The 18,392-nt window shown below is 72.5% G+C and carries 14 protein-coding genes and 2 pseudogenes; 4 read left to right on the forward strand and 12 right to left on the reverse strand.

The window, feature by feature from the left end; genetic code table 11:
- Window positions 1-3: 3 nt before the first annotated feature.
- The 6 genes and pseudogenes from IG78_RS0124190 to IG78_RS0124215 all read right to left on the reverse strand — a co-directional run.
- Window positions 4-1,374 (reverse strand): annotated as a pseudogene (locus tag IG78_RS0124190) (alpha-amylase); the annotation flags it as partial.
- 101 nt (window positions 1,375-1,475) lie between these two features.
- On the reverse strand, window positions 1,476-2,585 hold the full coding sequence (locus IG78_RS0124195) for a LacI family DNA-binding transcriptional regulator (protein ID WP_030566660.1): 1,110 nt from the start codon (window positions 2,583-2,585) through the stop codon (window positions 1,476-1,478).
- A complete protein-coding gene (locus tag IG78_RS0124200; protein ID WP_030566662.1) occupies window positions 2,573-4,237 on the reverse strand; it encodes a glycoside hydrolase family 13 protein in 1,665 nt (554 codons plus the stop codon). The genes IG78_RS0124195 and IG78_RS0124200 overlap by 13 nt, the downstream gene beginning before the upstream one ends.
- 59 nt (window positions 4,238-4,296) lie before the next feature.
- Complete coding sequence (locus IG78_RS0124205; protein WP_404827728.1) at window positions 4,297-5,172, reverse strand: sugar ABC transporter permease; 876 nt, start codon at window positions 5,170-5,172, stop codon at window positions 4,297-4,299.
- A gap of 5 nt (window positions 5,173-5,177) precedes the next feature.
- Window positions 5,178-6,197, reverse strand: coding sequence for a carbohydrate ABC transporter permease (locus IG78_RS0124210; protein WP_030566666.1), 1,020 nt, complete (start codon window positions 6,195-6,197; stop codon window positions 5,178-5,180).
- Window positions 6,198-6,199: 2 nt separating this feature from the next.
- Window positions 6,200-7,468, reverse strand: coding sequence for an extracellular solute-binding protein (locus IG78_RS0124215; RefSeq protein WP_030566667.1), 1,269 nt, complete (start codon window positions 7,466-7,468; stop codon window positions 6,200-6,202).
- Window positions 7,469-7,921: 453 nt separating this feature from the next.
- Between IG78_RS0124215 and IG78_RS0124220 the strand changes: the two genes are divergently transcribed.
- Window positions 7,922-8,428 (forward strand): GNAT family N-acetyltransferase, encoded by a 507-nt coding sequence (locus tag IG78_RS0124220; RefSeq protein WP_030566669.1) that lies wholly within the window; start codon window positions 7,922-7,924, stop codon window positions 8,426-8,428.
- A gap of 56 nt (window positions 8,429-8,484) precedes the next feature.
- Here IG78_RS0124220 and IG78_RS0124225 read toward each other — a convergent pair whose 3' ends face one another.
- Both IG78_RS0124225 and IG78_RS42610 read right to left on the reverse strand, forming a co-directional pair.
- Window positions 8,485-9,414 (reverse strand): N-acetyltransferase, encoded by a 930-nt coding sequence (locus IG78_RS0124225; RefSeq protein ID WP_199813296.1) that lies wholly within the window; start codon window positions 9,412-9,414, stop codon window positions 8,485-8,487.
- 119 nt (window positions 9,415-9,533) lie between these two features.
- Window positions 9,534-10,253 carry a DUF4232 domain-containing protein gene (locus tag IG78_RS42610; protein ID WP_157855867.1) on the reverse strand — a complete coding sequence of 240 codons (720 nt, stop codon included), beginning with the start codon at window positions 10,251-10,253 and terminating at the stop codon, window positions 9,534-9,536.
- Between the two features lie 843 nt (window positions 10,254-11,096).
- Here IG78_RS42610 and IG78_RS0124240 point away from each other — a divergent pair.
- Window positions 11,097-12,125 (forward strand): hydroxyacid dehydrogenase, encoded by a 1,029-nt coding sequence (locus IG78_RS0124240; RefSeq protein WP_030566676.1) that lies wholly within the window; start codon window positions 11,097-11,099, stop codon window positions 12,123-12,125.
- Between the two features lie 18 nt (window positions 12,126-12,143).
- Here the strand turns inward: IG78_RS0124240 and IG78_RS0124245 are convergent, their stop codons facing one another.
- Together IG78_RS0124245 and IG78_RS0124250 are read right to left on the reverse strand one after the other, a co-directional pair.
- Entirely contained in the window at window positions 12,144-12,731 is a 588-nt protein-coding gene (locus IG78_RS0124245) for a membrane protein (protein WP_030566684.1), read from the reverse strand.
- A gap of 244 nt (window positions 12,732-12,975) precedes the next feature.
- A complete protein-coding gene (locus IG78_RS0124250; RefSeq protein WP_030566686.1) occupies window positions 12,976-13,629 on the reverse strand; it encodes a DJ-1/PfpI family protein in 654 nt (217 codons plus the stop codon).
- Between the two features lie 251 nt (window positions 13,630-13,880).
- Here IG78_RS0124250 and IG78_RS0124260 point away from each other — a divergent pair, with 251 nt between their 5' ends.
- Window positions 13,881-14,831, forward strand: a complete 951-nt coding sequence (locus IG78_RS0124260; RefSeq protein ID WP_030566688.1) for a GlxA family transcriptional regulator — start codon at window positions 13,881-13,883, stop codon at window positions 14,829-14,831.
- A 24-nt stretch (window positions 14,832-14,855) separates the two neighbouring features.
- Here IG78_RS0124260 and IG78_RS0124265 read toward each other — a convergent pair whose 3' ends face one another.
- Entirely contained in the window at window positions 14,856-15,596 is a 741-nt protein-coding gene (locus IG78_RS0124265) for a class I SAM-dependent methyltransferase (RefSeq protein ID WP_030566689.1), read from the reverse strand.
- Window positions 15,597-15,690: 94 nt separating this feature from the next.
- Here IG78_RS0124265 and IG78_RS46220 point away from each other — a divergent pair.
- Window positions 15,691-16,442 (forward strand): annotated as a pseudogene (locus tag IG78_RS46220) (polysaccharide lyase family 8 super-sandwich domain-containing protein); the annotation flags it as partial.
- A gap of 27 nt (window positions 16,443-16,469) precedes the next feature.
- Here the strand turns inward: IG78_RS46220 and IG78_RS0124275 are convergent.
- On the reverse strand, window positions 16,470-18,392 hold a 1,923-nt coding region (locus IG78_RS0124275), incomplete at its 5' end, for an ATP-binding protein (RefSeq protein WP_037686135.1).

The raw sequence follows: 18,392 nt of genomic DNA on the forward strand, positions 1-18,392 counted from the left end.
ACATCCGGCGGAGCGCCGAGCACCGGTGTGCAGCGCCAGGGCGGTACCGGGCGCGACGGAAGCCGTGAAGCGGCCGTCACCCCCGACGGTGACGTCCCGCCCGCTCTGCACATCGCGGTAGACGCCCCCCGGCAGCGAGGTCCGGAACGTACGGTCGAGGGCCGAGCCCTCGTGATTGATGACGACGTAAGCCTTGTCACCACGGCCGAACGCGATGGCGTCGTTGCCGTTGTCCCACCAGTTCGTCACGGCCGTGCCGTGCGCGGTGTTGCGCAGCTTCACCATGCTCTTGACCTCGGGCCAGGCGTGCTGGCACTTCCAGCCGTCGCGGTGACAGGCGTTCACCCGGCCGCCGTTCGGCGGTCCCGCGTCGCGGTCGGTGAACTCGTAGCCGGAGTGCACGTCCGGGGCGCCGTAGGGCCAGGCCAGCATGAACACATGGGCGAGGGTGTGGCTCGCGCCGTCCTTGTAGGTGAGGGTGTCGCCGCCGCGCTCCGTGTCGTGGTTGGCGACGAACACAGCGGACTTGCCCGCGGGCATATAGGCCCAGCCCTCGCCGTAGTTCTTCAGGTACGCGAGCTTCTCGGTGCTGAAGACGCGCTTGAGGTCACGGGCGTAGCGGAACTCCTGGACGTCGCCGGTGCCGAGGTACTCGTCGGGCGACACCGCCTCGCCCGCGCCGAAGATGGCCTCCTGCTTCCAGTAGGCGTTCGGGTTCTTCAGCCGCGACTTGATGCTCTTCAGGTCGGCCGCGGCCATGTGCTTGGCGGCGTCCACACGGAATCCGTCGGCGCCGAGGGAGAGCAGGTCGTTCATGTAGGCGGCGATGCGGCCGCGTACGTGGTCCTCGCCGGTGTCGAGGTCGGCGAGGCCCACGAGTTCGCACTCCTGGACGTCGTGGCGGTCCTGGTAGTTGCCTGTCGGGGCGGTGCAGTTGTCCAGGTCGGGCCGCGAGTAGATCCCGGGGTAGTCGTACTTCGTGTACGAAGTGCCACCGGTACCGGTGCCGCCGCCCGCCGCCATGTGGTTGATCACCGTGTCGACGACGACCTTGACGCCCGCCGCGTGGCAGGTGTCGACCATGTCCTTGAAGGCGCCGCGGTCACCGAGACGCCCGGCGATCCTGTAGCTCACCGGCTGGTACGAGGTCCACCACTGGGAGCCCTGGATGTGTTCCTGGGGCGGTGACACCTGGACGTACCCGTAACCGTCGGGGCCGAGCCGGTCCTTGCACTCCTGGGCCACCGAGCTGAACTTCCACTCGAAGAGCACGGCCGTGACGTCCTTGGCGCCGGGCGGGGCGGCGGCGGCCCGCGGGGCCGCCCCGACCACGCTGCCGACGGTTCCGGCGAGGAGAGCGAGGGTCGCGGCCATGAGCTGCGCACGACGCGAAGGGCTTCTCCGGGATGTCACGGGGGCCTCCTGAAGGAAATTGCAGCAAGTTTGCAACAGAGATTTCGGAGACCGTACGACCGTCAACCACCGGGGTCAACCCTTCGGACACACCTGGGGCGTCGAGTCCCGCAGCGCCTGGGCCGTCGAACCCGTACGACCAGTTCCGGCTGGAAGACGAACTCCGTGCGCTGCACGGGATTCCCGTTGATTTCCTCCAGGAGCGCACCGACGGCGGCCGACGCCATCGCCTGTACGGGCTGGCGCACGGTGGTCAGCGGCGGGTCCGTGAACGCGATCAGCGGTGAGTCGTCGAAGCCCACGACGGAGACGTCACCGGGGACGGCGAGGCCGCGCTCCCGGGCGGCCCTGACGGCTCCGAGCGCCATCATGTCGCTGCCGCACACCACGGCGGTGCAGCCCCGGTCGAGCAGTGCGCTCGCGGCGGCGTGCCCGCCCTCGACGGTGAACAGCGTGCGCTGCACGAGCCGTTCGGCCTCCACCTGCGGCAGGCCGACATGGTCGCGCAGCGCCGCCGTGAAGCCCTCCGCCTTGCGCCGCGAGGGGACGTAGCGGGTCGGGCCGATGGCGAGGCCGATCCGTTCGTGGCCCAGGTCGGCGAGGTGCCGTACCGCCATGCGCGCGGCTGCCCGGTCGTCGGGGGAGACGAAGGAGACGGGGATGTGTGCGTTGTAGCCGTTGATGAGGACGAACGGCACGCCGCGGCCCGCGAGCGCGAGATAGCGCGCGGGGTCGGCCGTCGCGTCGGCGTGCAGCCCGGAAAGGAACACGATGCCGCTGACCCCGCGCTCCTCCAACTGCTCCACCAGCTCGTCCTCGGTGGCGCCGCCCGGCATCTGCGTACAGAGCATGGGCGTGTAGCCGTGCCCGGCGAGCACCTGCTCCACGACCTGCGCGAACGCCGGGAAGATCGGGTTGGTCAGCTCGGGGATCACCAGGCCGACCAGGCCCGCGCTGCGCCGTTTCAGGCGCAGCGGGCGTTCGTAGCCGAGCACGTCGAGCGCGGCGAGCACGCGCCGCCGGGTGGCCGCGGCGACGCCTGCCTTGCCGTTCAGGACGCGGCTCGCCGTGGCCTCGCTGACCTCCGCCTGGGCGGCGATGTCCGCGAGCCGCGGTGCGCCCCGCGCCGCGCCCTCGGAGGCCTGCGGCACGGACGTCGTCACACCGCCCACCAGACGGTGGTGTCGGCGGGCAGCTCCACCTCGCCGCCCGCCACCTCGACGGGGCCGCTGGCGAGCAGCATGCGGCCTGGCGCCGCGAGGCGCACCGCGGCGCCGGTGGTGTTCGCGGTGCAGACGAAGGACTCGCGGCGAAAGGCGAGGACGCCATCGGGCGCTGCGGTCCACTCCAGCGCGTCGCCCGCGCCGAGGCCCGACTGCTCGCGGCGCACCCGCAGGGCCGCGCGGTAGAGCTCCAGGGTGGAGGCGGGGTCGCCGGTCTGCGCCTGGACGCTCAGCTCGCCCCAGCCCGCGGGCTGCGGCAGCCAACTGCCGCCCGTCCCGAAGCCGTACGAAGGGCCTTCCACGGTCCACGGGATCGGCACCCGGCAGCCGTCACGGAACCCGTCCTGGCCCTCGGCCCGGTGGAACGAGGGGTCCTGACGGGCCTCGTCGGGCAGGTCGGTGACGTCGGGAAGGCCCAGCTCCTCGCCCTGGTAGAGGTACGCGGAGCCGGGCAGCGCCAGCATCAGCAGGCTCGCGGCGCGGGCGCGGCGCAGGCCGAGCGCGCGGTCGCCGGGCGTGCGCAACTGGGTGCCGAGTCCCGGCGGGTTGGCGAAGCGCGTGGTGTGCCGGGTCACGTCGTGGTTGGAGAGCACCCAGGTGGCGGGCGCGCCCACGGGCCGCATGGCGGCCAGCGAACCGTCGATGACCTCGCGCAGCTCGGCGGCGTCCCAGTGCGTGCCCAGGTACTGGAAGTTGAAGGCCTGGTGCATCTCGTCGGGGCGCACATAGTGGGCGGTGCGCTCGACGGTGGGCGTCCAGGCCTCGGCGACCAGGACGCGGTCCCCGGCGTACTCGGCGAGGACCTTGCGCCAGCTTCGGTAGATGTCGTGCACGCCGTCCTGGTCGAAGAACGGCATGGTGTCGTTGCCGAGCAGCTTGAGCTGGTCGTGGTGGCCGATGTCGGGCAGGCCCGCGGCCTTGACCAGGCCGTGCGCCACGTCCACGCGGAAGCCGTCGACGCCCATGTCCAGCCAGAACCGCAGGATGGAGCGGAACTCGTCGCGTACGGCGGGGTGTTCCCAGTTGAAGTCGGGCTGCTCGGGGGCGAACAGGTGCAGGTACCAGTCGCCGGGGGTGCCGTCGGGGTCGGTGGTGCGGGTCCAGGCGGGGCCGCCGAAGATGGACTCCCAGTCGTTGGGCGGCAGTTCGCCGTCCGTGCCCTTGCCGGGACGGAAGTGGTAGCGGTCGCGCAGCGGCGATCCCGGGCCGTCGTCGAGGGCACGCCGGAACCAGTCGTGCCGGTCGGACGAGTGGTTGGGCACCAGGTCCACGATGACGCGAAGGCCCAGGTCGTGCGCCTCCCTGAGCACCGCGTCGGCGTCAAGGAGCGTGCCGAACATCGGGTCGACGGCGCGGTAGTCGGCGACGTCGTAGCCCGCGTCGGCCTGCGGTGAGGCGTAGAACGGGCTGAGCCAGACGGCGTCGACGCCGAGGTCCCTCAGGTGCGGCAGGCGGGCCCGGATGCCTTGGAGGTCGCCCATGCCGTCGCCGTTGCCGTCGGCGAAGCTGCGCGGGTAGACCTGGTAGATCACCGCGTCGCGCCACCAGTCCGTACGCGTGGCGGAGTCGGGGGCGGCAGGGGCAGCGAGATGCTGGGTCATGGGTTCCCTGTGAGGTCGTGTCTGTGGGCGGGTCGGCGGGCCGGGCGGGTGCGGGGGCGTCAGGACTTCGTCGCGCCGGCCGTGAGTCCGGAGACCAGATGGCGTTGGACGAAGCCGAAGATCACCGCGGCGGGCACCGCCACGATCACGGCGGCGGCCGTCAGCGAACCCCAGTCGCTGGTGTACTGGTTGACGAAGGTCTGGAGGCCGCCCGCGAGGGTGAGGTTCTCCTCGCCCGTCATGAACGCGGAGGCGTAGGCGACCTCGGCCCAGCCGGTGATGAAGCTGTAGAAGCCGGTGACGGCGAGGCCGGGCTTGGCCAGCGGGACGATGAGCCGCCAGAACGTGCCGAACGGATTGAGGCCGTCGACGCGGCCCGCCTCGTCGATCTCCACCGGGATGGTGTCGAAGTACCCCTTCATCATCCACGCGGAGAACGGCACGGCGATGGTGAGGTAGGTGAGGACAAGGCCCATGGGCTGGTTCAGGAGGCCGAGGCCCGCGAGCAGGTTGTACAGCGGCACGATGAGCACGGCGACGGGGAACATCTGCGTGATCAGGAGCAGCCACATCAGGGGCCGCATACCGGGGAACCGGAAGCGGCTGACGGCGTAGCCGGTCGTCGCCGAGATGAAGACCCCGATCACGGTGGTCAGGCCCACCACGAACAGAGAGTTGCCGACCCAGCTCAGGAACTCGGTGTCGTTCACCACGTGGTCGTAGTTGCCGAAGGTGAAGTCCTTCACGATCGCCGTGGAGAACGCCTCGCTCTTCGGTTTGAACGAGGTGACGAGCAGCCACAGCGGGGGAAGGACCGCGACGGCACTGGCGATCAGCAGGGTGGTGTGCAGGGCGACGGAGGCGAGCGGCTCGCGTTCGCCGCGCGGCCGCACCCGGGGACCGCCCGGGGCCGGGCGCTTCGTCGTGGGGGTCACGGTGGTCACCACACCTCTCCTTGCTTGCGGAGCGCGCGGCGGTAGACCACCGCGAAGAGCGAGAGGAGCAGCAGGATGAGCACGCCCCAGGCCGCGGATCCCGCGAAGTCGCGGGGACTGACGACGAACGAGAGCCGGTAGGCGTACGTCACCAGGATCTCGGTGGCGTCGCCGGGGCCGCCCCGGGTGAGCAGGAAGATCACCGGGAACATGTTGAACGTCCAGATGGCGCTGATCAGGACCACGGTGCTGCTCACCGTGCGCAGGCCGGGCAGGGTGATGTGCCGGAAGCGCTGCCAGGCGCTCGCGCCGTCCATCTCCGCGGCCTCGTACAGTTCGCCCGGGATGGACTGCAGGCCGCCGAGCATGGCGACCAGCATGAACGGTACGCCCAGCCAGACGTTGACGGTGATCACGGAGATCTTCGCCCACGTGGGGTCGTTCAGCCACGGGATCGCGTCGATGCCGCCCCCGGCGAGGATCGCGTTGAGGACGCCCTTCTTCTCGTTGAACAGCAGCCGCCAGGTGAAGACGGAGACGAAGGCGGGCACCGCCCAGGGCAGGATGAGCGCCATCCGGTAGCAGGAGCGCCCCTTCAGCTTGCGGTTGAGCATGTTCGCCAGGACGAGGCCGAGGACGAACGAAAGCCCGACGCAGGAGACCGTCCAGACGACGGTCCAGGCCAGCCGGTCCCAGAAGACGCCGTCGTCGAGGATGGCCCGGTAGTTGTCCAGGCCCACCGACTCGTAGGTCGCCGGGATGTGGTTGACGCCGATGGTGCGCTCGACGTTCGCCTCGTTGGCGTCCGTCGTCGACAGATACACACCGCGCAGCAGCGGATAGCCGACGATCACGCCGATGACGGCGACCACCGGGGCGACCATCGCCCAGGCGTACCAGTGGGTGCTGAGTGCCCTGCGCAGGCGACCGGGGTTCTTGGGGGCTTTGCCGGTCCGCCGGTCCCGGCCGTGGACGCGCTCGGCGTCCACGGCCTTCACCACGGAGTGGCCGCTGTCGACTGCCATACCTACTTGTAGTCCTTCAGGAGCTTGCCGTAGGCGTCACCGATGCTGTCGGCGCCGTCCTTGGGGGACGTGCGGCCGCTGAGCACCTTCCCCATCTGGAGCCGGATCGGCTCGAAGAGGGAGTTGGCCTCGGGGATCCACGGGCGCTGCACCGACTTGTCGACGGCGGGCTTGAAGAACTGGACCATCTGGTTGCCCTTGACGGACTTGACGTCGTAGACGGAGGCGCGGGTGGGCAGCAGGCTGAGCTTCTCGGTGGTCTGCTGCTGCACCTTCGCCGAGCTCATGTACTTGATGAACTCGTAGGAGGCGTCGAGGTTCTTGGAGCCCGCGTACGCGGCGAGGTTCCAGCCGCCCTGCGGCGACGCCTGGCGGGCGCTGCCCCCGGGGACCGGCGCGACGCCGAGGTTGGCCTTGCCTGCCGCGCGCTTGCCCTGGAGGGCGCCCTCGATGGACCAGGGGCCGTCGATGACCATCGCGACGTCGCCGTCCTTGAAAGCGTTGAGCTGGTTGTTGTAACCGTCGCTCGCGTCGGTGACGGCCGCCTTGGAGTCGAGCAGGCCCTTCATCACCTCGAAGGCGGCGACACCCTCGGCGTCGTCGACGGTGATCTCCTTCTTCTTGGTGTCGAGGAGGTCACCGCCCTCTCCGTAGAGGTAGGGGAGGTAGAAGTACGGGTCGTCGCCGCGCAGGTAGAGACCGGTTTTGCCGGACTTCGACTTGACCTTCTTGGCGGCGGACTCGACCTCGTCGAAGGTCTTGGGGACCGCGACGCCCGCGTCCTTGAGCATCTTCTTGTTGTAGAAGAGCCCGAGCGTGTCGATGGTCTGCGGCACCGCGTACGTCTTGCCCTTGAACTTGGTGCTCGCGGCGGCCTGCGGCAGGAAGTCGTCCGGCTTGTCGAGCGCGGCCGTCCCCTCAAGCGGCGCGAGGTAACCGAGGTTCGCGAAGTCGGCGACCCAGGCGACCTCGGTGCGCATCACGTCTGGGGCACCGGAGTTGCCGCCCGCGGCGTTCTTGAACTTGGCGTTGGCCTCGCCGAACGGCACGCTGACGTACTTGACCTCGACGCCCGGGTGGAGCTTCTCGAAGCCCTTGGCCAGCTTCTCGTACGTGTCCTTCTCGGCGTCGTTCGAGGTGTCCCAGAAGGTGACGGTCCCGGAGAGCTTGCCGCCGCTCTTCTTGCCGCCGTCACCGTCGTCGCCGCCGCACGCTGCCGCTGTCATCGCCAGGGCTGCGACCAGTGCGGTGGCCGCTATGCCACGCCGCATCGTGAACTCCTTCAACTGGTCCCGGAATGACCCGGAATGACGAGAGACGAAGAGGTGCCTCCTGCCGGCCGCACTCGAGGCGGCTCCGGGTTGGCAGGAACGTAACAGGCTTGAAAACGTCTCGAAAGACCTTGCGGGAAATTTCTGCAAGAGGTGCCGCAAGGGACGCTGATCGTTACCGTCGCGTGTCCTGGGAATGGCGGATGGCCAGGGCCGCGAGGGGGGGTAGGAGCTTGCTGCAAGCTTGCGCAACAGGAGGTGGGCGGCGGCTGCGCCTGCCTGTACCGTCCCGTGCGGGACCGCACGGCTCGTCGATATCGCGGCGCAGGCGGGCAGTGCTCCGCCACGAACGGCCCGTCCTGCTGTGCCGCGGCGCGAGCGCGGGCCTCCCCGGCAGGTCCCCCGGCATAAACGGCATGCGCCAGGGCTCGCCCGCGTGATACGCCACCCGTCATGGAGAACCTTGTGACCGCACGCCTGCTGCTCCGCCCCATGACGCAGGAGACCGCCACACGTGTCGTCGGGCGCGCCCCCGCCGCCGACGACCGGTGGGCGCCCGGCTATCCCACCGACGGCGACGTCGAATCGGCGACCGACTACCTCGGCCACTGCGCGCGCACGGGCGATCCGCAGCCCTTCGGCGACTACGAGGTGGTCCGCCGTGCCGACGGCCTGGTCATCGGCAGCCTCGGCTTCAACCGCCCGCCGGACGAGGACGGCACAGTCACCGTCGGCTACGGCCTGGTGGAGGCGGCGCGCGGCCACGGTTATGCCGCCGAGGCCCTGCGTGCCCTCCTCGACCTCGCCCGGCAGCGCGGAGTCACCTGCGTGCGCGGGGACGCGGACCACGGCAACGTCGCCTCGCAGCACGTCATGACGGCGGCAGGGATGCGGTTCACCGGGGAGGACGCCCGTGTGAAGTACTACGAGACGACCTGGGCCGGTGCTTTGCGGAGCTGACCCCTGGCGTCTTGCGCCGGGGCACCTGCTGGGGCGCGGCGGCCACCGGGGCCGCGCTATGCCTCGTGCTCCCACCCCCGGTCCGTCCGCACCAGTTCCCTGAACCCGAGCGCCGTGAGGCGTGTGAGCGCCTCGATGTCGTCGGACGTCTCATAGGCGAGCACCCGGTCCGCCCCGGCGAGGCGCAGCCACTCGGCGGCCTCACCGAGGAGCCAGGCCTCCAGGCCGTCGACGCCGTGGCCCGGCTCGGTGTGGAAGTTGCCGACGTCGGCCAACGTGCCGTTGCGGGCCTGCCGTTCGGGACGGCCGAGAGCGGTGTCCACCTCGATGAAGCCCAGGTCGCGGCCGTCGAGGTGGGCGGTCAGACGCGTGCCGCACTCGCCGAGGGTGCGGCGCACGGCGAGCCCGGGCAGCGGCGGGCTGCTCGGACGCAGGGCGGAGACGGCGGCGATGAGGATCACCTCGGTGTGGCCGGTGTGCCGGAACCCGGCGCGTTCGTAGATGGCGCGGACGTGCGGCCACGAACGCGGCAGCCCGTAGACGGCAGGGGCGGGCAGCGCTCCGTCGGCGGCGCGGGCGCGCACGCCCCAGCGGGAGAGCTGGGCGAGGCAGGCGCCCATGAGCAGGTCCGCTGCCTCGTCGGCGTCCGGCCAGAAGGACGCCTGCGGATGGCAGACGAACCAGTCGAGCATGCCGAGGTCGCGGAAGCCGGGGCCGACGTCGGCGTCCGGGCGGTAGCGCAGCAGATGCGCGGCGGCCACGACGAACGCGCGCTGCTCGGCGACGAGCGTGACGCGCTCGGCCACCCAGGGGTCGACGATGAACTCGTCGGGTCGGCGTGACAGGCCGTTGAGGACGGTGTTGACGGAGACGGAGACGCCGGGTACGACGGCGGCGACATGGCTGTTCACCAACTCGGTGAGCTGCTCGCGGTCGTCGCGGTGGAACGGGCGCACCTTGAGCGCGGGCACCTTGAGCGCGGACATGAGGGGACCTCCGGTCGGGACTTGGATGCTGCGGGAGGCCGCCATGCGATGCGGTACGGGGTGATGATACGCCCCGCTCGGCGTCAGGGGTGCTTTCGGCGTCAGGGGTGCTTTCGGCGTCAGGGGTGCTTGCCGGGAGCCACCGCGCTCACGTCGAAGGTGTCACCGCACACCTCGAAGGACCTGGCCGGCGCGCGCAACGCCGCCTTCGACCCCGGCGGATAGACGTTCACGCGCTGCGCCCTCGGCCAGCACGGCTTGTCCGTGAGTCCCGGCGCGATGGTGTGCAGGGCCGCGTACGCGTGCTTGCCCGGGGCGAGTTTCACCGCCGGCAGCATGCTCCCCGAGCGCTTCGCGGGGTGGCCGACGCGGTCGCCCGACGCGTCGAGCAGGGAGACCCCTGGATAGCCGCGCAGCGCGCACGTCGTGGTGCCGGTGTTGGTGAAGACGAGCGGGGCGTACCGGTTGCCTGCTCCCGCGTCGATGCGGCCGAGGGAGAGGGCGAGGTGGTCGGTGGTGCAGCGGGGCGTGGCGGCGGGCCGCTGCGCCGGGGGCCGGGCGGGGGCCGATGTCGGGGGCGCGGTCCGGCCGGTGGGCGGAGCCGTGCTCTTCGCCGGGGGCGTGTCGGCGGGTTCCGGGGTGCCGGGTGCGGACGCGGGGTCGGTGCCCGGGTCGCTCGCCGTGCTCGCCGCGTCCGCCGGCGCGGGGGTCGGCGGGGACTTGCCCTCGTCGTCGCCGTCACCGCCGCACGCGCCGAGCACCAGGGTGCCCGTGGCGACCAGGGCGGCGAGAAGGGAACGCGGGCGGGTGCCGCGCGGAATCCGGGACCGTTCGGTCATCATGTGCCCCTCTCGTCCGTGGAGGCGCTGTCGGTCGAAGCGATCGTCACCGTACTCAGCCGCGTGCCCCTGCCCACCGCGTCCACACCTCCCCGGAGCCTCAAGTTCCAGAGAATCGCGCCCCATTGGTACGTGACACGTGCGAAGACCGCGCGGCCGGTGCGGGCACGTGCGTAAGCGGTCCCGCGGGGTCGGGTCACGCACGACAGCCGCCCCGCCGCCGAGGGACACGTACGCACGCCGCCCCACTCGTGCGGGGCATGTACGACGCCCGACCCACCGCGGCGAGTCACGCACGACGGCCGCCCCGCCGCCGAGCGTCACGCACGCACGCCGCCCCACTCGTGCGGGTCACGTACGACGCCCGACCCACCGCTGCGAGTCACGCACGACGGCCGCCCCGCCGCCGAGCGTCACGCACGCACGCCGCCCCGCTCGTGCGGGTCACGTACGACGCCCGACCCACCGCTGCGAGTCACGCACGACGGCCGCCCCGCCGCCGAGGGTCACGTAGGCACGCCGCCCCGCCGCCGAGCGTCACGCACGCAAGCCACCCCGCTCGTGCGGGGCACGTACGACGCCCGCCCCACCGCTGCAAGTCACGCACGACAGCCGCCCCACCGCCGACGGTCACGTACGCACGCCGCCCCGCTCGTGCGGGGCACGTACGACGCCCGCCCCACCGCGGCGAGTCACGTAGGACGGCCGCCCCACCGCGGCGAGTCACGTACGCAAGCCGCCGCACCGGTGCGGGTCGCGTGCGAAAGCCGTCCGAGCGGGTGAGACTCGTACGGGTCCGGTGTCGCCGGGCGTCCCGGCAGAAGTGAGGAGTTCCTGTCCCGCATGCGTAATCCACCGCCCCCGGGCCGTCGGCCGAACACCGCCCTCGCCATGTCGCCGGGCGCCGCGGCGGCCCTGCTCGGCCCCGATGTGCTCACCGCGCTCGCGGAGGTGTGCGAGCTTCAGGGCCCACCCGTCCTCGACGACTTCACCGGTGCCCGGGCCCGTGCCGTGCTCGGCCGGGCCGAGGTGCTTGTCACGGGCTGGGGCTGCCCGCCGCTCGACGAGGCCGCGCTGGCCGCGGCCCCGAGGCTGCGGGCCGTCGTGCACACCGCGGGCTCCGTACGCGGCCATGTCACGCGGGCGTGCTGGGAGCGGGGCATCGAGGTGTCGTCCGCGGCCGCGGCGAACGCGCTGCCCGTCGCCGAGTACACCGTCGCGATGATCCTCCTCACCGGCAAGCAGGTCCTGGAACGGGCGCGCGCCTTCAAGGCCGCCCGCCACCGCGACGACCCGCTGGACACCCCGCGCTCGATCGGCAACCACGGCCGCACCGTGGGCCTCCTGTCGGCCTCGCACATCGGGCGGCGGGTGGTGGAACTGCTGCGTCCGTACGACTTCCGGGTGCTGCTGCACGATCCGTACGTGACCGAGGAGGAGGCCGCGGCCCTCGGCGTACGGGCGGTGGGCCTCCGGGAGCTGTTCGAGCACAGTGATGTCGTGAGCGTCCACACTCCCCTGCTGCCCGCCACCCGCGGGCTCGTCGACCGGGCGCTGCTGGCCGCGATGCCCCGCGGCGCCGTGCTCGTCAACACCGCCCGCGGAGCCCTGGTCGACCAGGACGCGCTGACCGAAGCGGTGGCGGCGGGACGGATCCGGGCGGTGCTCGACGTCACGGAGCCCGAAGTCCTGCCGCCGGACCACCCGTTGTGGGACTGCCCGGGCGCCCTGCTCACCCCGCACCTCGCGGGCTCCCAGGGCAACGAGTGGGAGCGCCTCACCGACGTCGCGGTGAGCGAGCTGGCACGGTGGGCCGCGGGCGCCGGATTCGCCCATCCCGTACGGGCCGACCGGCAGGAGCTCCTGGCGTGAGCGGGACGGGCCCGGAGGTCAGGCGCCGGTCGTCGAGCCTGGCCTGACGATCATCAGAATGGTGACGGTGGCCCACAGGAGGTTGAAGATGCCGGTGTACATGGCAAGTTGAGCACTCGCGCGGGCGTCGAGAGTCACGGTGCCCGCGCCCGAGGTCCCGTGCGCCCCGCCGGACTCACCGGAGCTCCCTTGCGCCCCGCCCGACTCGCCGGAGGCTGCGTGCGCCCCGCCCGGCCCGCCCGCACCGGTGGGAGCGGCCTCCGCCCCGCCCACCGCGTCGAGCGCCTGCTCCTGCCGGGGCAGCACAAGGACGATCAGGACCACCGCCGCGACGAACGTGAGCACGATGGAGGTGATCAGCCAGGGGCTGCCGAGCACGCCGAGGCTGCTCGCCGTGGCGAAGCCGAAGACCACCACGGCGATGCCGGCCCCCGCGTACACGCGGCAGATGCGGTGCAGCGTACGCAGCGTGGTGACAGGGGCGGCGGCGCCCGGGGCGGCGAGTGCCGCACGCAGCACCCGCGGAAAGATGCTGGCGGCGACGGCGACCGGGCCGACGGCCAGGATGGCCGCGAGGACGTGCAGGATCAGAAACAGCTTCGACATGGGAGGGCTCTCGGTTCGACTTCGGGGGCGGGTCTTCGGCGGGGCCCGGCTTCGGCGGGGCGCGGCTTCGGCGGGGCGCGGCTTCGGCGGGGCGCGGCTTCGGCGGGCCCAGCTTCGGCGGGGCTCGGCTTCGGCGGGCCCAGCTTCGGCGGGGCCCGGCTTCGGCGGGGCCCGGCTTCGGCGGGGCCCGGCTTCGGCGGGGCCCGGCTTCGGCGGGGCCCGGCTTCGGCGGGGCGCGGCTTCGTCAGATCGGGGCGGGCTCGGCCCCCGCGGCGCTCCACACCACCCCGCGCCGCTCGTGCGCGAACAGCTCCTCGACGGCGTGCGCGACCCTCGGCCCGAACTCGCGTTCCAGAAGGTACAGGCCGAGGTCGAGGCCCGAGGTCACCCCCGCCCCGGTGACCAGGTCGCCGTCGTCGACGACGCGGGCCCGTACGGGGACCGCCCCGAGTGCCCGCAGGGCGTCGAGCGACCCGTGGTGACCGGTGAGGTGCCGCCCCTTGGCGAGGCCGGACATCGCCAGGATCAGGGAGCCGCCGCACACCGTCGTCATGAGCAGCCCGGGGCGGGCCATGGCGGCCGCGAGGAGAGCGGGCAGCGCGGTGCTCCGGGTGCGGGCGAGGCGGGACGGAATGCTGTCGTCCGCGGGGTCGCGCTGCTCCGTGGCCCCGGCGGCGCCCGGCAGCAGGATCAGCCCCTCGCGTTCCGGGTCGAGCTTCGCCGTGGCCTTGAGGGTGACGAGTTCCAGGCCGCTGGGCACGTCGCGCGGCCCCTCCGCCGAGACCAGTTCGACGGTGATCGCACCGGCCGTCGCCATGCCCCCGGCGTGCAGGACCTCCAGCGGGCCGAGGACGTCAAGGGGGTCGAATCCGTCGAAGAGGACTGCCTGTACGTGCATGCGCGTTCCGTTCCGTTCCAAGAGGGTGTTCGAAGCGGGGGTCGAGGGGGGCGAGGGGTGCCGGGTGTCCGGCGTGGGGCCGGGCTTCACCGAAGCTAGCGAGCACGCGACGCCCTCCGACAGTGGCAGGAATGACAGGCTTCAACGGGATCTCGCCACCCTGCCCGGGTGAGCCGAATCGCCTGGTGTGCGGGTGTCCGGGGCGGCGGCCAAGGCTTGGCGGAACGTCGGCGGTGTCGTACGTTTCCGCCATGCACACGGTCGCGGTTCTCGCCCTGGACGACGTCATTCCCTCCGACCTGGCCATGCCCATCGACGTCTTCGCCCGCACCCAGTTGCCCGGCGGCCGGGAGGGCTACCGGATACGGGTCTGCGCCCCCGAGCCCGAGGTCGACGCGCGCACCTTCACACTGCGGGCCCCGTACGACCTGAGCGGGCTCACGGACGCGGACACGGTGATCGTGCCGGGCGTCCACGACCCCTCGGCGCCGGTGCGCGACGACGTCATCGACGCGCTGCGGGCGGCGGCCGACGCGGGCACCCGGATCGCCTCGATCTGCGTCGGCACCTTCGTCCTCGCCAGGGCCGGGCTGCTCAAGGGTTTGCGGGCCACCACGCACTGGTACGCGGCGGGACTGCTCGCCGAGGTCTGTCCGGAGGTGACCGTCGACCCGGACGTCCTGTACGTGGACAACGGCCAGATCCTCACGTCCGCCGGCGCCGCCGCCGGACTCGACCTGTGCCTGCACATGATCCGACGCGACTACGGCTCGCTGGTCGCCGCCGAGGCAGCGCGCGCGTCCGTCGTACCGCTGGAACGCGAGGGCGGCCAGGCCCAGTTCATCGGCAACCTGCCCCCGGCCGTCCCGCGCGGCGCCGAGTTCGAACCCCTCCTCGCCTGGCTGGACGAGAACGCGGCCCGCGATCTCACCCTCGACGACATCGCCGGGCACGCGGGGCTCAGCACCCGCACGCTGTTGCGCCGCTTCCGCGAGCAGACCGGTACGACACCGCTCCAGTGGCTCCACCGGGCCCGGGTCCGCCGGGCCCAGCACCTCCTGGAGACCACCGGGCACCCGGTGGAACGCATCGCCGCGCAGGTCGGCTTCGGCTCGCCGACGGCGTTCCGCGACCGCTTCAAGCGGGTCGCCGGGGTCAGCCCGCAGGCGTACCGGAGGGCGTTCGGCACCGCACGGACCTGAGCGCGGGCCCGAGCGCGGGTCGTGTCACGCCTTGCGGGCCACCACCATGCGCCAGCGCGGGCTGCCGTCGTCACGGCGGCCGAACTCCTCCAGGGGCAGCAGTTCCACGGCGAACCCGGCGCGCTCCAGGTCGGCCCGCACCCCGGCGAGCGGAAACGTGCGGTAGTACATGACGAACGGCGGCCGCCACAGCAGGTTGCGGGCCCTCATCGTCAGGTCGAAGCCGAGCATGGCCCAGTACCAGGGCGACGTCAGCGACTGCGGAGCGCCGATGGGAAAGGCGAACAGACCGCCGGGGCGCAGCGCCTCGTACACCTCGGCGAACAGACCCGGCCGCTCGGCGGGCAGGAAGTGCCCGAAAGCCCCGAAGCTGACGGCCACGTCGAAGCCCGCCCGGAACGGCAGCGCACGGGCGTCCGCCCGCACCCAGTGCAGCGCCGGGCCCCGCGCCCCCTCCCCCGCGGCCGGTGCGAGCGCCGTCCGCGCCGCGGCCAGCATCCCGGTGCTGAAGTCGACGCCCGTCACCTGCTCGCGGCACATCCGCCGCAGGAGCGCCACGCCCGCTCCGGTGCCGCAGCACACGTCGAGCCCCGCCGTGAACGGGCCGAGGGGGCGCAGGGCCGCGGCGCACGCGTCGAGGATGCGCTCGGGCGTACGGAACGGCGTGTGGTCGAACTTGGGTGCCAGCAGGTCGTAGCCGTGCTCGGTGGAGGACAGCGCCTGCACGGTCAGTTCGCGGAGCGAGGGGCCCTGGGAGGTGAACACCGGCACAGCCTAGTGAGTGCCTTCCGTTCCGGCCGGTCCAGCCGTTCCGTGCGTTCCCGTCGGTCCGGCCGTTCCGCGCGTTGAGGCTGGGCCCAGCGACGCCTTCTGGCCCACCGTCGACCCGTACCGGCTGCCGGGCATCACGGCGTCCCGCGAGAAGCTCGCCGACGCGGCGGGCGGCGACTGGGGCGCGGCGCGGCCCGAGGTGAGCTGGGTGGGCGGCACCACCGACGGCCGTCGGGCGGTCGTCGGGCAGCATCTGCGCGGACTGGCTATGTCTTCCCCGGCGGCGCGACGGTCCGGGCCCTGCGCGAGCAGCGCACCGGCAGGTGGAGCGACATCAACAAGGGCGGCGCCACCACGCCGCTGACCCGCACCTACCTCACGCTGTACGTCGACCATGGCATCGACCCCACCGACGCCGGGTACGCCTGTCTGCTGCTGCCGGGCGCGAGCGCGGCCCGTACCGCACAGCGCGCGGCGGCCACCGGATGGCTGCGGATACTCGCCAACTCCGGTACGCGGCAGGGCGTCAGCGTGCCCTCGCTCGGCTTCACCGGGGTGACCTTCTGGTCCGGTGGCACCGCCGGGGCGCTCACCGCGAGCGCCGCCTGCGCCGTGCTGGCCGCCGAGCGGTACGACGGGACGGCGGTGGTGTGCGTCAGCGACCCGACCCGCGCGGCGCGCGCGGGCCTCACGGTGACCTGGGACCGCCCGGTCGCCGCGGTCACCACGAAGCCCGCCACCGTCACGTCCGCCACCACGGGCACGTCCTTGACGCTCACGTTCGCCGACCTCGCCCCCACGAAGGGCGCCACCCAGAAGGTCGTCCTACGGCTCGGCTGAGGGCGGCGCCGCCACGCCCCGAGGGGGTCAGACCGTGGTGACCGTCGGCACGTCAGGGCTGATCTGGGGGCGCTCGGGGACCCGGCGCAGCGCGAGGACCATGGTCAGGCCGCCGCCGGGGGTGTCCTCCGCGGTGAGCGTGCCGCCGATGGACTCGGTGAAGCCGCGGGCGACCGCGAGGCCGAGGCCCACCCCGGCTCCGCGCGGGGCGTCGCCGAGGCGCTGGAAGGGTTCGAAGATGCGTTCCTTGGCGTCGTCGGGGACCCCGGGGCCGCGGTCCACGACCCGTAGTTGCACCTGGTCGGCCATGGTGCTCGCGGCGACGAGGACGGGTCGGTCGGCGGGGCTGTACTTCAGGGCGTTCTCTATGACGTTGGCGACGGCGCGCTCCAGGAGCCCCTTGTCGGCGGCGACCATCGGCAGGTCCTCGGGGATGTCGAGGACGACGTTGTCCGACGGTCCCGTGATGCCTTCGAGGGCGAGCGGCACGACCTCGTCGAGGTCGATCTCGCGGACGAGGGGTGTGACGGTGTCCGTCTGCAGGCGGGACATGTCGAGGAGGTTGCCGACGAGATGGTCGAGGCGGTCGGCGCCGGCCTCGATGGCGGCGAGCAGCTCGGCCCGGTCCTCCTCGGACCATTCGACGTCGTCGGAGCGCAGGCTGGAGACGGACGCCTTGATGCCGGCGAGGGGGGTGCGCAGGTCGTGGCTGACGGCGGCGAGCAGGGCGGTGCGGATGCGGTTGCCCTCGGCGAGCGCCCGCGCCTGGCCCGCCTCGGACTGCAGGCGCCCGCGGTCCACGACGACGGCGGCCTGCGCGGCGAACGCCCCGAGGACGCGCCGGTCCTCCGCGGGCAGGACGCGCCCGGTGAGCGCGAGCGCCATGTGGTCGCCGATGGGCATGTCGACGTCGGCCTCCTCGGGGCGGCCGACGTGCGGTCGGGTGCCCGCGCTGCCCACGCAGGCCCACGGGGCGAGGTCCCCGTCGCGTTCGAGGAGGGCCACGGACTCCATGGCGAAGGTCTCCCGCACGGACTCCAGGAGCGACTCCAGGCTGTTCTCGCCGCGCAGCACACTGCCCGCCAGATGGGACAGGATCTCCGACTCGGCCCGCAGCCGGGCCGCCTGGTGGGTGCGGCGCGCCGCCAGGTCCACCACGGACGCCACGGACACGGCGACCCCGACGAAGATCACCAGGGCGAGGATGTGCCGCGGGTTGGAGATGAGGACCTTGTGGACGGGCTGGGTGAAGTAGTAGTTGATGAGCAGGGAGCCGAACGCCGCCGACGCGAGCGCGGGGAAGAGACCGCCGAGCAGCGCCGCCGCCACGGTGAGCGACAGGAAGAGCAGCATGTCGTTGGCGAGCCCTAGCTCGGGCGCCACCCCCCGCAGGAGCAGGGCGAGCAGCACGGGTCCGACCATGCCGACGAGCCAGCCCCAGATGATCCGGCTGCGCCCGAGCCGGGCGGCGCGCGGCGGATGTCCGAGGCCGCGGCCCTTGCCCGCCTCCTCGTGGGTGACCAGGTGGACGTCGAGGTCGGGTCCCGACTCGCGGGCGACGGTGGCGCTGACGCCGGGGCCGAAGACGTACTGCCAGTTCCGGCGCCGGGAGACGCCGAGGACTATCTGCGTGGCGTTGACACCGCGGGCGAACGCGAGCAGCGCCGCCGTGACGTCCTCACCGACCACCTGGTGGAAGGAGCCGCCGAGGTCCTCCACCAGGGTGCGCTGGACGGCGAGTTCCTTCGGCGATGCCGCGGTGAGGCCGTCGCTGCGGGCGACGTACACGGCGAGCACCTCACCGCCCGCGCCCTTCTCGGCGAGCCTGGCGGCTCGGCGCAGCAGGGCCCTGCCCTCGGGTCCGCCGGTGAGGCCGACGACGATGCGTTCGCGGGCCTGCCAGGTGGAGCGGATGTCGTGCTCGCCCCGGTACTGCTGCAAGTACTCGTC

The organism is Streptomyces aureocirculatus (assembly GCF_000720475.1).
In the GTDB taxonomy this organism is placed as follows: domain Bacteria; phylum Actinomycetota; class Actinomycetes; order Streptomycetales; family Streptomycetaceae; genus Streptomyces; species Streptomyces aureocirculatus.